At 69.2% G+C, this 13,321-nt stretch carries 12 protein-coding genes; all 12 read right to left on the minus strand.

Features of this window, described 5'->3' with window-relative positions; all coding sequences use genetic code 11:
* Positions 1-98: 98 nt before the first annotated feature.
* Entirely contained in the window at positions 99-1,682 is a 1,584-nt protein-coding gene (groL, locus tag H5399_RS16040) for a chaperonin GroEL (RefSeq protein WP_182784463.1), read from the minus strand.
* 9 nt (positions 1,683-1,691) lie between these two features.
* Positions 1,692-1,988, minus strand: a complete 297-nt coding sequence (gene groES, locus H5399_RS16045) for a co-chaperone GroES (RefSeq protein WP_182784465.1) — start codon at positions 1,986-1,988, stop codon at positions 1,692-1,694.
* 143 nt (positions 1,989-2,131) lie between these two features.
* A complete protein-coding gene (locus H5399_RS16050) occupies positions 2,132-3,298 on the minus strand; it encodes a class I SAM-dependent methyltransferase (protein WP_182784467.1) in 1,167 nt (388 codons plus the stop codon).
* Entirely contained in the window at positions 3,277-3,759 is a 483-nt protein-coding gene (locus tag H5399_RS16055) for an 8-oxo-dGTP diphosphatase (RefSeq protein WP_182784590.1), read from the minus strand. The genes H5399_RS16050 and H5399_RS16055 overlap by 22 nt, the downstream gene beginning before the upstream one ends.
* A gap of 1 nt (position 3,760) precedes the next feature.
* Complete coding sequence (locus H5399_RS16060) at positions 3,761-5,521, minus strand: ABC transporter ATP-binding protein (protein WP_182784469.1); 1,761 nt, start codon at positions 5,519-5,521, stop codon at positions 3,761-3,763.
* Positions 5,522-5,530: 9 nt separating this feature from the next.
* Positions 5,531-6,523 carry an ABC transporter permease gene (locus H5399_RS16065; RefSeq protein ID WP_182784471.1) on the minus strand — a complete coding sequence of 331 codons (993 nt, stop codon included), beginning with the start codon at positions 6,521-6,523 and terminating at the stop codon, positions 5,531-5,533.
* A gap of 13 nt (positions 6,524-6,536) precedes the next feature.
* Positions 6,537-8,057, minus strand: a complete 1,521-nt coding sequence (locus H5399_RS16070) for an ABC transporter permease (RefSeq protein WP_182784473.1) — start codon at positions 8,055-8,057, stop codon at positions 6,537-6,539.
* Between the two features lie 162 nt (positions 8,058-8,219).
* Positions 8,220-10,073, minus strand: coding sequence for an ABC transporter substrate-binding protein (locus H5399_RS16075; protein ID WP_182784475.1), 1,854 nt, complete (start codon positions 10,071-10,073; stop codon positions 8,220-8,222).
* A 145-nt stretch (positions 10,074-10,218) separates the two neighbouring features.
* Entirely contained in the window at positions 10,219-11,262 is a 1,044-nt protein-coding gene (tsaD, locus tag H5399_RS16080) for a tRNA (adenosine(37)-N6)-threonylcarbamoyltransferase complex transferase subunit TsaD (protein ID WP_182784477.1), read from the minus strand.
* Complete coding sequence (locus H5399_RS16085) at positions 11,255-11,740, minus strand: GNAT family N-acetyltransferase (protein ID WP_182784479.1); 486 nt, start codon at positions 11,738-11,740, stop codon at positions 11,255-11,257. Before H5399_RS16085 ends, tsaD begins: the two co-directional genes overlap by 8 nt.
* Positions 11,737-12,384 carry a tRNA (adenosine(37)-N6)-threonylcarbamoyltransferase complex dimerization subunit type 1 TsaB gene (tsaB, locus tag H5399_RS16090; RefSeq protein WP_182784481.1) on the minus strand — a complete coding sequence of 216 codons (648 nt, stop codon included), beginning with the start codon at positions 12,382-12,384 and terminating at the stop codon, positions 11,737-11,739. Before tsaB ends, H5399_RS16085 begins: the two co-directional genes overlap by 4 nt.
* Entirely contained in the window at positions 12,381-13,301 is a 921-nt protein-coding gene (gene tsaE / locus H5399_RS16095) for a tRNA (adenosine(37)-N6)-threonylcarbamoyltransferase complex ATPase subunit type 1 TsaE (protein WP_182784482.1), read from the minus strand. The genes tsaB and tsaE overlap by 4 nt, the downstream gene beginning before the upstream one ends.
* Positions 13,302-13,321: the final 20 nt, after the last annotated feature.

The following is a 13,321-nucleotide window of genomic DNA, read 5'->3' on the forward strand; positions in this document are numbered from 1 at the left end:
GTCCACCTTCTCGTCTCTGCTGCCCCAAGTCCGGCCAGTCTATGCGGCAGGGCCCCGCCCGGACGAACCGGACGGGGCCCTGCGGCGCTCTTGAGCGGTCAGCTCTCGTCGTCGCGCTTGTCCACCACGAGGGTCTCGGTGGTGAGCAGGAGCGAGGCGATGGACGCGGCGTTGGCGAGCGCGGAACGCGTCACCTTCACCGGGTCGATGACGCCGTGCTCGACGAGGTTCTCGTAGACGCCGGTCCGGGCGTTGTAGCCGTGGCCGACCTCCATCTCCGCGACCTTCGAGGTGATGACGTAGCCCGCCTCGCCGCCGTTCTCGGCGATCCAGCGGAGCGGCTCGACGAGGGACTTGCGCACCACGTCGACACCGGCCTTCTCGTCGCCCTCGAGGCCCAGGTGGTCCGCCAGGACCTCCCCGGCGTGGATGAGGGCGGAGCCGCCGCCGGCGACGATGCCCTCCTCGATGGCAGCGCGGGTGGCCGACACCGCGTCCTCGATGCGGTGCTTCTTCTCCTTCAGCTCCACCTCGGTGGCGGCGCCGACCTTGATGACGCACACGCCTCCGGCCAGCTTCGCGACACGCTCCTGGAGCTTCTCGCGATCCCAGTCCGAATCCGTGCGGGCCATCTCGGCCTGCAGCTGCGCAACGCGGCCGCTGACCTCGGAGTGCTCGCCCGCACCGTCGACGATGGTGGTGTTGTCCTTGGTGACGAGGATGCGACGCGCGCGCCCCAGCACCTCAAGGCCGACCTGGTCCAGCTTGAGGCCCACCTCGGGGGCGACGACCTGGCCGCCGGTGAGGATCGCGATGTCCTCCAGCATGGCCTTGCGGCGGTCGCCGAAGGCGGGCGCCTTGACCGCGACGGAGGTGAAGGTGCCGCGGATCTTGTTGACCACCAGCGTGGACAGGGCCTCGCCGTCGACGTCCTCGGCCACGATGAACAGCGTGCCCTTGGCGGCGATGACCTTTTCCAGCAGCGGGAGCAGGTCGTTCATCGACGAGATCTTGCCGCTGTTGATGAGGATGTAGGGATCCTCGAGGATGGCCTCCATCCGGTCCGCGTCGGTGACGAAGTACGGGGACAGGTAGCCCTTGTCGAACTGCATGCCCTCGGTGAACTCGAGCTCGGTGCCCATCGTGTTGGACTCGTCGACGGTGATGACGCCGTCCTTGCCCACCTTGTCGAACGCCTCGGCGATCAGATCGCCGATCTGCTCGTCACGGGAGGAGATGGTGGCCACCGACGCCATGTCGGCGGTGGTGTCCACGGGGCGCGCGTTCTCACGGAGGCGCTCGACGACGGCCTCAACGGCCTTGTCGATGCCTCGCTTGAGGCCGATCGGGTTGACCCCGGCGGTCACGGCGCGCAGGCCTGCGTGCACCATGGCCTGGGCCAGCACTGTGGCGGTGGTGGTGCCGTCACCGGCGACGTCGTTGGTCTTGGTGGCCACCTCCTTGGCGAGCTGAGCGCCGAGATCCTCGTAGGGATCGTCGAGCTCAACCTCCTTGGCGACGGTGACACCGTCGTTGGTGATGGTGGGGGCTCCCCACTTCTTGTCCAGGACCACGTAGCGGCCCTTGGGGCCGAGCGTGACCTTGACGGTGTTGGCGAGGGCGTCGACACCGCGCTCAAGCGCGCGACGTGCCTCCTCGTTGAAAGCGAGAATCTTCGGCATGTGTGGTCCTTACTTGCTGACGACGGCGAGGATGTCGCGGGCGTTCAGCAGGAGGTACTCCTGGCCGTCGTACTTGACCTCGGTGCCCCCGTACTTGGAGAAGATCACGATGTCGCCCTCGGCGACGTCGAGCGGGACACGGTTGCCCTTGTCATCGATGCGGCCGGGGCCGGTGGCGATGACCTTGCCCTCCTGGGGCTTCTCCTTGGCGGTGTCGGGGATGACAAGGCCGGAAGCGGTGGTCTGGACGGCCTCAAGGGGCTGAATGAGGATCCGGTCCTCGAGCGGCTTGATCGTGGTTGCCACGTCAAACACCTTTCTGTCATATCCGACCCGGAGGCCGGCTTGTAGGTCAGTGTGAAGTGGCCGGGCGTCGTCGCGGGTGCCGTCCGACCATTAGCACCCGACAGGGTCGAGTGCCAGCACCTACGTTATCCGGGGTTTAGCACTCAATCAAGCCGAGTGCCAGAAGTGCTCTGTCCGGACCGCTTCGCGATGATGGCGACCGTCCCGTCGACGGTGCGTGCGAGGATGATCGTGGCCGCCGCGCTGCCCTTGGGCTTCAACTCGCGGCGCAGCGCCGCCGGGTCCACGTCGATGGCGCGTTTCTTGATCTCCAGCGTGCCGATGCCGCGCTCGCGGACGTACCGGCGCAGCGCCTTGACGGAGTGGTCGAGCACGTCGAGGACCTCGAAGCGGGTGGCCCAGGGCGTGTCGATGGGCTCGTCGGAGGACAGGTAGGCCACGTGCGGGTCCAGCAGCCAGGCCCCCGGGGCCGACTCCCCCACCAGGCCTGCCCGGATGGCGGCGCCGTCCGGCTCGTAGACGTAGCGCCCCAACGGCGCGGCGACAGGCGGCCCCTCCCCCGCGCCGGCGAGCTCCAGGACCGCGCCGTCGCTCAGCAGCACGGCCGAGCGCCCCTCGGGCAGCCGGTTCCACAGCGACACCTCCACCACGTCGCCGCCGTCGCTCACCCACGTGGCGCGCACGCCGTCGGGAATGAGTTCCTTGGGCAGTCCCGGGCCGAGCTTGACGGCGACGAACCTGGCTGAGGCCAGGTAATCGAGCACCAACGACCACGGTGGCGTGAAGTCCGCCACGTTCCAGGTGCGGCCCTTCGCCGTGCGGCGGGCGGGATCCAGGAACACGCCGTCGCCCTCCGGCACCGCCACCTCCTCGGCGCGCGCCACCGCGCCCGGGCCGGCGCCCACGAGGCCGAGGTTCCAGGACGCCACCTCGGCGGTGGCGGGGTCGGCGTCGACGGCGTGCACAGCGAGCCCCGCCTCGGCCAGGGCCATCGCGTCGGCCCCGATTCCGCAGCCCAGGTCCCACACCGACTCCACCCCGGCCGCAGCGAAGAGCGCCGCGCGCCACCGGCGGACCGGGTCGCGGGTGGCCTGCTCCAGACCCGCGTGGGTGAACAGCATCTCGTCGGCACGGGCGAACTTGGCCCGCGCCCGTCGGCGCAGCGCCGCCTGCGTCAGCGCCCACGCGGCCTCATCGGGGCCGAACCCGGCGCGCAGGCGGGACGCGGCGCCCAGCGACGACGGATCCGGCTCCCGCATCGCGGCCGCGAGGGCGGCCTCCCGCCCGGTCATTCCGCCGAGAACCGCCATCCCACGCTGTGCCCGCCGTCGTAGGGCAGGACGCCGTGGAACTGGGGCACGGTCTCGTCGAAGACCAGTGGCAGGAAGTGCCGGTCCCCGTCCCACATCGGCAGCTCCATGACCGTGTCGACGTCGTGCCAGGCCAGGGTCCCCTCCGGGTTCGAGGGGTACGGCTCGCCGTCGATGCCGGTGACGAGGAACACGAACCCGAACACGTCGCGCCCGTTGAAGCCCGGCCAGGACACTGTGCCGCGCAGCCGCATCGAGGTCACCTCGACTCCGGCCTCTTCGCGGATCTCGCGACGCATCGCCGAGGCGACGTCCTCGTCGCGCTCGACCTTGCCGCCGAGGCCGTTGAACTTGCCGAGCTGCTCGTCCTCGGACCGGGAGATCCGATGCACGAGCAGGACCCGGCGCCGGTCCGGGCTCACGATGTAGCCCAGCGTGGTCAGCTCGGGCGCGTACGCCATGTCAGGGCCGGGGTTGGCGCTGGGTGCGGTCTGTTCCATCGAAGTCCAGCTCGCGGGTGTCGAACTCCACCATCTCGTCCCCGAGCGATCTGAGCAGTTCGTGGCGGGCCTGCCGCCGCTGGCGCTGCTCGATCGGGTCCGGCACGGGCGCTGCGGCCAGCAGGCGCTTGGTGTACTCCTCCTGCGGGTTGAGCAGCACCTGCTCGCGCTCGCCCTTCTCCACGATCTTGCCGTACTGCATGACGACGACGCGGTGCGCCAGCGAGTCGATCACCGCCAGGTCATGCGAGATGAACAGGCACGCGAAACCGAAGTCCCGTTGGAGGGCGGTGAACATGGCCAGTACCGAGGCTTGCACGGAGACGTCGAGCGCCGACGTGGGCTCGTCGGCCACCAGCAGGTCCGGGCTGAGCACGAGGGCGCGGGCGATGGAGACGCGCTGCCGCTGGCCGCCGGACAACTCGTGCGGGTACCGGTTGTAGACCGTGCGCGGGAGCTGGACCGCGTCCAGGAGTTCGTGGACCCGCGCCTGCCGTGTCTTGGCGTCGCCCACCTTGTGCACGCTGAGCGGCTCGGCGATCACGTCCCCGATGGGGAACCGGGGGTTGAGCGAGGCGGCCGGGTCCTGGAAGATGACGCCGATCCGCTTGCGCAGGCCCTTGAGCGCCTGGCCCTTGAGGGAGAGCAGATCCTCCCCCAACACGCGGACCTGGCCGGAATCCGACGGGATGAGCCCGAGCAGCGCGCGGCCGATGGTGGACTTGCCCGAGCCGGACTCACCCACCAGGCCGACGATCTCCCCCCGACGAACGCCGAAGCTGACGCCGTCGACGGCGCGGAACGGCTTCTTGCCCGCGCGGTGGTACTCGACCACGAGCTCGTCGACCTCCAGGGCCGCCTCAGCCGTGGGGCTCACCGGGTGGGGGGCCACACCGAACTGTCCGTGCCCCTGGCCGAGCCGCGGCACGGCGGCCAGCAGCTTTTTGGTGTAGGGGTGGGTGGGGTGCAGGAGCACCTGCTCTGCGGGGCCGCGCTCCACGATGTTGCCCTTGAACATCACCGCCACGTTGTCGGCCATGTCCGCCACCACGCCCATGTTGTGGGTGATCAGCAGGATGCCGGTGTTGAGCTTGTCCTTGAGCGATCGCAGCAGGTCCAGGATCTCGGCCTGCACCGTGACGTCCAGGGCCGTGGTGGGCTCGTCGGCGATGATTACCTCGGGGTCGCAGGCCAGGGCCATGGCGATCACCACGCGCTGGCGCATCCCCCCGGACAGTTCGTGCGGGAACTGGCTGGCACGGCGCTCGGCGTTGGGGATGCCGACGGCGTTGAGCAGGTCGACGGCGCGGTCCCACGCCTCGCGCCCGAAGGCCACGCCGTGCACCTCCATGGACTCGGTGAGCTGCTCGCCGATCTTGATCACGGGGTTGAGTGCGGTCATGGGCTCCTGGAACACCATGGCAACGCGGTTGCCGCGGATGGACCTCAGCTGTCGGCCGGACAGCGTCCCGATGCTCTGGTCCGTGACGCGGGTCTCGCCCTGGATGCGGGCGGTCTTCGGGAGCAGCCCGAGCGCGGTGGTGGCGGTGACCGACTTGCCGGAGCCGGACTCGCCCACCAGGGCCATCACCTCTCCGGGCTCAACGCTGAGCGTGATGCCCTTGACGGCGTGGACGGTGCCGAACTCGGTGCGGAACTGGACGTCGAGCTCGTCGAACTTAAGGACGTGGTTCTCGCCGGTGAAACGGGGGGTGGTGGTCATGGGAGTACCTCAGTCCATCTGCTGGCGGGGATCGAACGCGTCACGGAGACCGTCACCGATGAAGTTCACGCAGAGCGCGATGGAGACGATGAAGACGCCCGGCCACCAGAAGAGCCACGGACGGGTGCTCAGCGCGTTCTGGTTCTCCGAGATGAGGAGGCCGAGCGATGTGTTGGGCGGGCGGACGCCGAAGCCCAGGAACGACAGCGCCGTCTCCACGAGGATGGCGGCCGAGATCAGCAGGGTGGCATTGACGATGATCGTGCCGAGGGCGTTGGGAAGGATGTGGCGCACGATGATCCGCCACGAGGACGTGCCGACGGCGCGCGCCGCGGCCACGAACTCCCGCTCGCGGAGCGACAGGACCTCGCCGCGCACGAGGCGTGCCAGGCCGGTCCAGGACACGATGGCCAGCATGCCGGCCAACGCGAAGATGCCGCCGACGTTGCCGGCCATCCGGCCGAGGACGGCGGCCAGCACCAGCGTGGGGATGATGATGAACAGGTCCGTGACGCGCATGAGGAAGGACTCGGCGACGCCGCGGAAGTAGCCGGCGGCCGCACCCACGAGGGTGCCGATGATCGTGGCCCCGATGCCGACGGTGAAGGCGATGGTCAGCGAGTTCTGGGTGCCGAGCATGACCAGGGCGAAGTAGTCCTTGCCGATCGTGGTCTGCCCGAACGGGTGCTCCCCGATCGAGAAGGGCCACAGGGTCAGGGTGGGCGCGCCACCCGGGAGAGCTACCGGATAGAGGTCCACGTGGTTCTTCGGCCACCATCCGGGAATGGGCCCGAAGCCGATGGACGTGGTGGCCAGCAGGATGATCAGCACAAGGATGGTCAACGAGATCATGGCGCCACGGTGGCGGACGAACCGGCGCAGGACGAGTTGTCCCTGTGAGTAGGACTTGTCGGTGGTCGTGGTCTCGTCCGGCATGGACTCGATCTCGTAGTCGGCCTCGTGGACCTCGTCGAGCTGCGCGGCGTTGTTCGTGTCAGTCATGGTGGGCCACTTCCTAGCGGGAGATCCGCGGGTCGAGGATGGCGTAGGCGATGTCGGCCGCCATGTTCATGATCACCGCGGCGGTGCCGGTGACGAGGTAGAACGCCATCACCGGCGCCGGGTCCACCTGGGCGAGGCCCGTGCGGAAGAGGTTGCCCATGCCCTGCCAGCCGAACACGGTCTCGGTGATCACCGCGCCGCCGATGAGCCCGGCGAAGTCGAACGCCACGATGGTGGCCAGCGGGATGAGCGAGTTGCGCAGCGCGTGCCGGGTGATCACCTTGCGCTCCGAGATGCCCTTGGACCGCGCGGTGCGGATGTAGTCCTGGTTGAGCACGTCCAGCATCGAGGCCCGGGTGTAGCGGGTGTAGGACGCGATGGAGATCAGCGTCAGCGCCACGGTGGGCAGCACCAGGTGGGTGAGCGTGTCGATCGAGTGCATCCAGAAAGTCGACTCGTAGTTGGGCGTCATCGAGCCGATGGTCGGGATGGGGCGGGGCTGCTCCTCCAGGTACTGGGCCCAGTTGGAGAGGAGGAGGTCGCTGACCGCCAGGAGCGAGGCCAGCAGCGCTGTGACGACGGCGGAGAAGGTGGCCTGGCGTCTGGAGAACCCGCCGAGCAGTTGGCCGGCCGCGACCCCGGCCACGATCGCCGCCGCGAAGCAGATGAGCAGTACCGCGACCGAGCCGTTGTCCATGAGGTAGCCGCGCATCGCGATGTACCCGACGAGCGAGACTGCTGCGGTGGCCCCGACGGCGTTGCGGACGCGGTGGTTCTGGAAGCCGGAGGTGAGCATGATCACCAGCGCCGCGGCGCCGAGGACCGCGAGGACGTAGACGGGGATGCCGATGGCGGGACGACGGAACCAGGTCACGGCGTCGAAGTAGATGAGGATGGCCGCCGCGCCGGCCGCGATGGCTGCGAACGTGATGAGGCGACGCTTGAGGTCGCCCCCCATGGCGGCCTGCAGGATGAACGCCAACACCACAGCCACGCCGATGATCACCGGCCAGCTCAGGTCTGCGTCGACGATCCAGTTGTTGAACTCGATGGCTGCGTAGTGCTTGAGCAGCACGCCCAGCCAGAAGACGGGGAGGGAGAAGGCGATGAAGGCGAAGAGGGTGACGCCGTAGTCGAAGCCGCTGTACTGGCGGATGGCGGTGATGATGCCGAGGATGACGCCGGTGGTGATGGCCAACAGGGTGGCGAAGACCACGAGGCGAAGGGTGGAGGCGGCCGCGACCGCCACCAGTGCGTTGACGGACTGGCCGTTGAGCGCCACGCCGAGGTCGCACTGCCCGATGAGGCACTTCGAAGCGCCCCCCAACCAGTCGAGGTAGCGCTCGTACCAGGGAAGATTCAGCCCCATCGTCTCGATCCGCTGGCGCATGCGGTTCTCGCGGTTCGGGTCGTTGGACTCCCGCAGATCCTGCAGCGGGTCTCCTGAGTTGATGACCAGCACATACAGGAGCAGTGACCCCAGCAGGAGAATCGCCAGCGATATCCCCAGGCGTTTCGCGATGAACTTGAGCAAGATCGGTCCTCTGACATGGTTCGGGTGCCAACGTCGGCACCCATTCGCCGCATCCTACGGCAGGGCTGAGCTGTGATGAAGGGGCGGTGGAACGCCAGTTGGGGCAGGTGGCGCGAACGTCACCTGCCCCATCCCTGCGGCTGACTAGGCGTCAGTCACGGATCACTTGGCGACCCACTGCGGGGCGTTCCACGACACCTGATCCTGCGTGGCGGTGGCCCGCACGTTGCTCAGGGTGGAGTCGTAGGCGACGACCAGCGGGTGGGCGTACAGCGGGATGCCGTGCAGCTGATCCCACAGTTCCTTCTCGATGATCTTGGTCTGCTCGAGGTGAACCGTCTCGTCCAGGGTGGCGACGAGTTCGGCCCAGGCCGCGTCGACGATCTCGCTGCTGAACTCCGAGGTGTTCTGCGGCTTGGCGGTGGCGTAGATGTTCTCGCCGGAGGTGATCTGACCGGAGCCGGCCCACGCGAACAGGGCCACCTCGTAGTCGCCGTTGACGTTGGCGTTGGTGAAGAAGTCCTCGGCGCTGGAGTCGATCACGTTGAAGCCGGCCTCCTTGCAGGAGGACTGGATGGCGGCCACGGTCTCGGTGCGGCGCTGGTTGCCCGCGCGGTAGCCGAGGCGCACGTCGATCGGGGTGGCGATGCCGGCCTCGGCAACGAGCTCCTTGGACTTCTCGAGGTCAACCGTGTCGAAGCGGCCGTCGTAGGAGACGCCGACGATCTCGTCATAGTTGTCCTGGAACGGGAACACCTCGCGGGCGTTCATGAGCACCGTGTCGGGCGCGATCGGCGCGATCAGGGTGTCGACGATCTGCTGACGGGGCACGCAGTGTGCGAAGGCCGTGCGCAGCGTCAGGCCGGTGTCGGGATTGCCGAAGACGTTGTTCTCGCGGAAGTTGAAGTCCAGGTGCTCCCACGTGAGCGACGAGCCCGACTCGATGGAGACGGCGGAGCCGAGGGCCTCGAGCTGGCCGACGGTGTCCACCGTGGCCTGGGGCTGGATGACCTGGACGTCCTTGTTGCCCAACGCCTGGACCTGCTGGGCGTCGTCGATGAAGCGGAACACGAGGTCGCGGGTGGCGGCCGGGGTGCCCCAGTAGTCCTCGTTGGCGGTCAGCGTCAGGGAGTTGCCCGCCTGCCAGCCGCCCTCCTTGATCATGTAGGGGCCCGACGACGGGGTGACCGACGCCTCGGGCAGCTCGCCCGGGTTGAAGATCCAGCCGGTGTTCCAGAACTCGGCGGCGGACTTCACGGTCTCCGCGTCGCGATCGATGACGGCCTGGGCCAGGGCGCCGGGCTCGAGGCCGGCCTGCGCGGCCAACACGTGCTCGGGCAGCGGCGCGGTGACCATGATCCGGTAGTCCGGGTTGGGGTTGGTGTAGACGACGGTGAAGTTCTTGGAGCCCACCTCGCCCTCCGGGCCCTCCAAGACGTACTGGGCGAACGACGTGGACACGTGGTCGAACACCGCGGCCTCGGGGTCCTCGCCGGTGGCGAAGCCGGGGGCGATGAACTCGGGGTTCTGGGCGGCCCAGTCCATCAGGTAGTCGTTGATGGTGACCGGGGTGCCGTCGGACCAGACGGCCTCCTCGTTGATGGTGTACTCCACCGTCAGCGGGTCCTCCGAGGTGACCTCGTAGGTGCCGAAGTCGGTGTTGTCGCAGATCGTGCCGTCGGTGCCGAAGTACACGAAATTGGAGAACATGTGGGCGGCGATGACGGAGTTGTACGTGGAGTACGTGCCGTTGGTGATGGTGTTGTAGCCGCTCCAGTCGCCGGGGCCTGCGGTGAAGCGGACCTCGCCGTCGGCGGTCTCGGTGATGCCGACGTCCTGCAGGCAGCCGGCCGCGGCGTCGCCGCCGCCTGCACCCTCGCTGGCGGACGCGGTCGCCGAGGCGCTACCGGAGGCAGCGTCTTCGGGGTCGGTGGGTTCTGGGCTGGTGCAGGCGCCGAGCAGGAGTGCTCCGCTCAAGACCAGGCCGAGGGACACCTTGGTTCCCTGGAACTTCATTCTTTCTCCTAAGTCGTCGAACGACGGAAGAGGCCCGAATGGGCCGAGTGATGCCAGCGAACATAGCCAAGGCACGTTCAAATTGGCTAGGCCATCTGGGGTTTGACGCCAGATCGTTACTAACTTGTGTCCTGGCGCGACAAAATCAGACGACGATGGTGCCCACGGGAAGCCCGGAGTACACCGAGAAGCCGAGCCCCGACGGGCGCACGCCGGCGCGGATGGCCTCGCTGCCGACAGCGGCGATCATGGCCCCGTTGTCCGTGCACAGCGCCGGGCGCGGGCGCCGCAGCTCGATGCCGGCCTCCCCGGCCCGCTCCTCCAACAGCGCGCGGAGACGGGAGTTGGCGGCCACGCCGCCGCCGATCAGGATGGAGTTGACCCCCAGATGCTGGGCTGCGTCGATGGTCTTGGCCGTCAGCACGTCACACACCGCCTCCTGGAAGCTGGCCGCGACGTCCGCCACCGGCACCTCGCCGCCGTCGAGCCGGCGCTGCTCCACCCAGCGCGCCACCGAGGTCTTCAGCCCTGAGAAGGAGAAGTTGAACCGGTGCCTGGCCATGTCGTGCCGCGCGGTCAGGCCGCGGGGGAAGCGGATGAAGGTGGGGTCGCCCTCCTGGGCTGCCCTGTCGATCACGGGCCCGCCCGGGTAGGGCAGCCCGAGCAGGCGGGCGACCTTGTCGTAGGCCTCGCCGGCCGCATCGTCGATGGTGGAGCCCACCTCGGTGATCCGGGTGGCGATGTCCTCGACGTGGAGCAGCTGGGTGTGGCCGCCGGAGACCAGGAGCGCCAGCGACGGCATGGGCAGCGGCCCGTGGTCCAGCAGATCCACCGCCACATGGCCCACCAGGTGGTTCACCCCGTAGAGGGGCTTGCCCAGGTAGGCCGACAGGGCCTTCGCCGAGGCGACCCCGACGACGAGGGCGCCCACCAGGCCGGGGCCGGCGGTCACCGCGATGGCGTCCAGGTCCGACAGGTCCACTTCCGCCTTCTCGGCGGCGCGTTCCAGGGCGGGAATCAGCGCCGAGAGGTGGGCCCGGCTGGCCACCTCGGGCACCACCCCGCCGAAGCGGACGTGCAGATCCACCGAGCTGGCCACCTCGTTGGCCAACAACGTCCGTCCACGGACAATCCCGACACCGGTCTCGTCGCACGACGACTCGAGGCCGAGGACCAATGGCTCACTCATCGTTGTCCTCCATGTCCCACATGCCGACGGAGTCCGCGTCGACGCCCTCCAGCCTCCGCTCAAGGATGAGCGCGTCGGCACCGGGTCCGTAGTAGTCCGGGCGGGTGGCCACGGCCGCGAAACCATAGCCCTGGTACAGCTGGATGGCCGAGGTGTTGGACGCGTCGACCTCCAGCAGCATCCGCCTCGCCCCACGGCCGATGGCCCACTGCAGGCCGGCCATCAGCATCACGCGCGCGAATCCGAGGCGGCGCTGATGTGGCGCCACGACGATGCGGTGCAGGTCCGCCACGTCGTCGACCAACTGGAAGGCCGCCACGCCCACCGCCTCTCCGCTCTTGCGGCGCGCGATGAGCACGAGCCGGCCCTCGCCGGTGACCTCCTGGCGCCAGGAGGCCTCGGACCATTGCGTGGCGAAGTGCTCCTCCAGCGCGAGGATGTCCGGGAGATCCTCCGCGACGGCCGTCTCGACGATCACCGGGGAGCCCTGAGCCGCGGGAGCGCAGACTTGGGTGCGCCAGGGACGGAGGCGTCCGCCGCGCGCAGGTAGTACGGCTCGTCGCCTGCGGGGAGAAGCTGCGGCCACCGGGCCGCGAGGAGCGCCGGGTCCAATGACTCGGGGCCCTGGACGTCCACGAGGGCCCGGAACGCCGAGGGGACGGCACCGGCCACGGGAAGGGCCGGTAACGACTCCGGGGCGCTCACCTGCGGGTCTGACACGCGCGTCCCGTCGCCGAGGTAGGTGGCCCAGTACAGCTCTTTGCGGCGGGCGTCCGAGGCGACGACGAACTGGGCCGGGGCGCCCTCCTCCGCCCACTGCCTGGCCACCACATCGAGGGAACACACGCCGTGTGCCGCGCGGCCGGAGGCGTGTGCGAGGGTCCACGCGGTGGCGACTCCGACCCTCAGGCCGGTGAATGGCCCCGGACCCATCCCGACGGCGAACTCGTCGACGTCTCGAAGCGTGATTCCGGCGCGGGCGCAGGCCTCGAGCACCGACGGCATGAGCGACTCGGCGTGGGCGCGGGTGTCCGCCACCAGCACGCGGGTGTGCGGCTCGCCGTCGAGGGCCAGGCCCACCGCGACGACATGGCTGGTGTCGATGCCCAGCGTCCAGGTCATGGCGCCTCCCTGAGGACGTCGAGGACCCCGGCCCATCGGGGCCCGAAGCCGGTGAGGTAGACGGTGCGAACGTCCGAGTCCATGCCGCGGACGATGTCGATCTCGAGGCGGTCCTCGGCCAGCCACTCGGCCAGTCCGTGGCCCCATTCGACCAGGGTCACGGACTCGGCAAGCGTGGCGTCGAGGTCGATGTCGGCGAGCTCAGAGGCGTCGCCGAGCCGGTAGGCGTCCACGTGGACCAGCGCCGGCCCCTCGCCGCGGGCGGGATGGACGCGCGAGATCACGAAGGTGGGCGAGATGATGGGGCCCTCGACGTCCAGCCCCTCCCCGATGCCTTGAGTGAGGGTGGTCTTGCCTGCGCCCAGATCGCCCGTGGCGACGATCACGTCGCCCTTGGCGAGCACGGCGGCCAGCGCGCGGCCGAGCCGGCGCATGTCGTCGGCCGTGGGTACGTCGATGACGACGGGGAGGTCTCGGCCCATCCGGAAGCCGTGCGGCTCCGGCGCCACGACGTCGAAGCCGTGGTCCCGCCACCAGTCGACGAGCTGGGGGAACTCCTCACGCGCGAACAGCGAGGCGCGCCGGGCGCCCAGATCCGCCGCGACGGTGAGGGCGCCCTCGACGAGGGAACGCGCCACGCCCTGGCCGCTGGCCGACGGCAGCACCGAGACGCGTCTCAGTGTTGCGGTCCCGTCCGCGAGGTCGACGAGCAGTCCGGCGATGATGCTTCCCTCGCGCTCCACCACGACGCCGTAGCCGTCGGTGAGGGCACGCTCGATGTCGGCAACCTCGTCGGTCAGCGCCTCGGCTGGCGGGTCCACTGGGGGACGCGCCGCGAACGCCGCATGGATGACGTGCAGCAGTTCGGCGGCATCGCCCGGATCGGCGATCCGGATCGACAGGGTGGCGGTGTCCATAGGCGCGAAATCCTACGCCC

Source organism: Tessaracoccus sp. MC1627, assembly GCF_014164725.1.
Taxonomy (GTDB): Bacteria; Actinomycetota; Actinomycetes; order Propionibacteriales; family Propionibacteriaceae; genus Arachnia.

Excerpts from the sequence above, each read along its gene's own strand:
- groL (WP_182784463.1), bottom strand. The coding sequence starts at position 1,682 with ATGCCGAAGATTCTCGCTTTCAACGAGGAGGCACGTCGCGCGCTTGAG.
- H5399_RS16050 (WP_182784467.1), bottom strand. The coding sequence starts at position 3,298 with ATGGCGGTTCTCGGCGGAATGACCGGGCGGGAGGCCGCCCTCGCGGCC.
- H5399_RS16055 (WP_182784590.1), bottom strand. The coding sequence starts at position 3,759 with ATGGCGTACGCGCCCGAGCTGACCACGCTGGGCTACATCGTGAGCCCG.
- H5399_RS16060 (WP_182784469.1), bottom strand. The coding sequence starts at position 5,521 with ATGACCACCACCCCCCGTTTCACCGGCGAGAACCACGTCCTTAAGTTC.
- H5399_RS16065 (WP_182784471.1), bottom strand. The coding sequence starts at position 6,523 with ATGACTGACACGAACAACGCCGCGCAGCTCGACGAGGTCCACGAGGCC.
- H5399_RS16075 (WP_182784475.1), bottom strand. The coding sequence starts at position 10,073 with ATGAAGTTCCAGGGAACCAAGGTGTCCCTCGGCCTGGTCTTGAGCGGA.
- tsaD (WP_182784477.1), bottom strand. The coding sequence starts at position 11,262 with ATGAGTGAGCCATTGGTCCTCGGCCTCGAGTCGTCGTGCGACGAGACC.
- tsaB (WP_182784481.1), bottom strand. The coding sequence starts at position 12,384 with ATGACCTGGACGCTGGGCATCGACACCAGCCATGTCGTCGCGGTGGGC.
- tsaE (WP_182784482.1), bottom strand. The coding sequence starts at position 13,301 with ATGGACACCGCCACCCTGTCGATCCGGATCGCCGATCCGGGCGATGCC.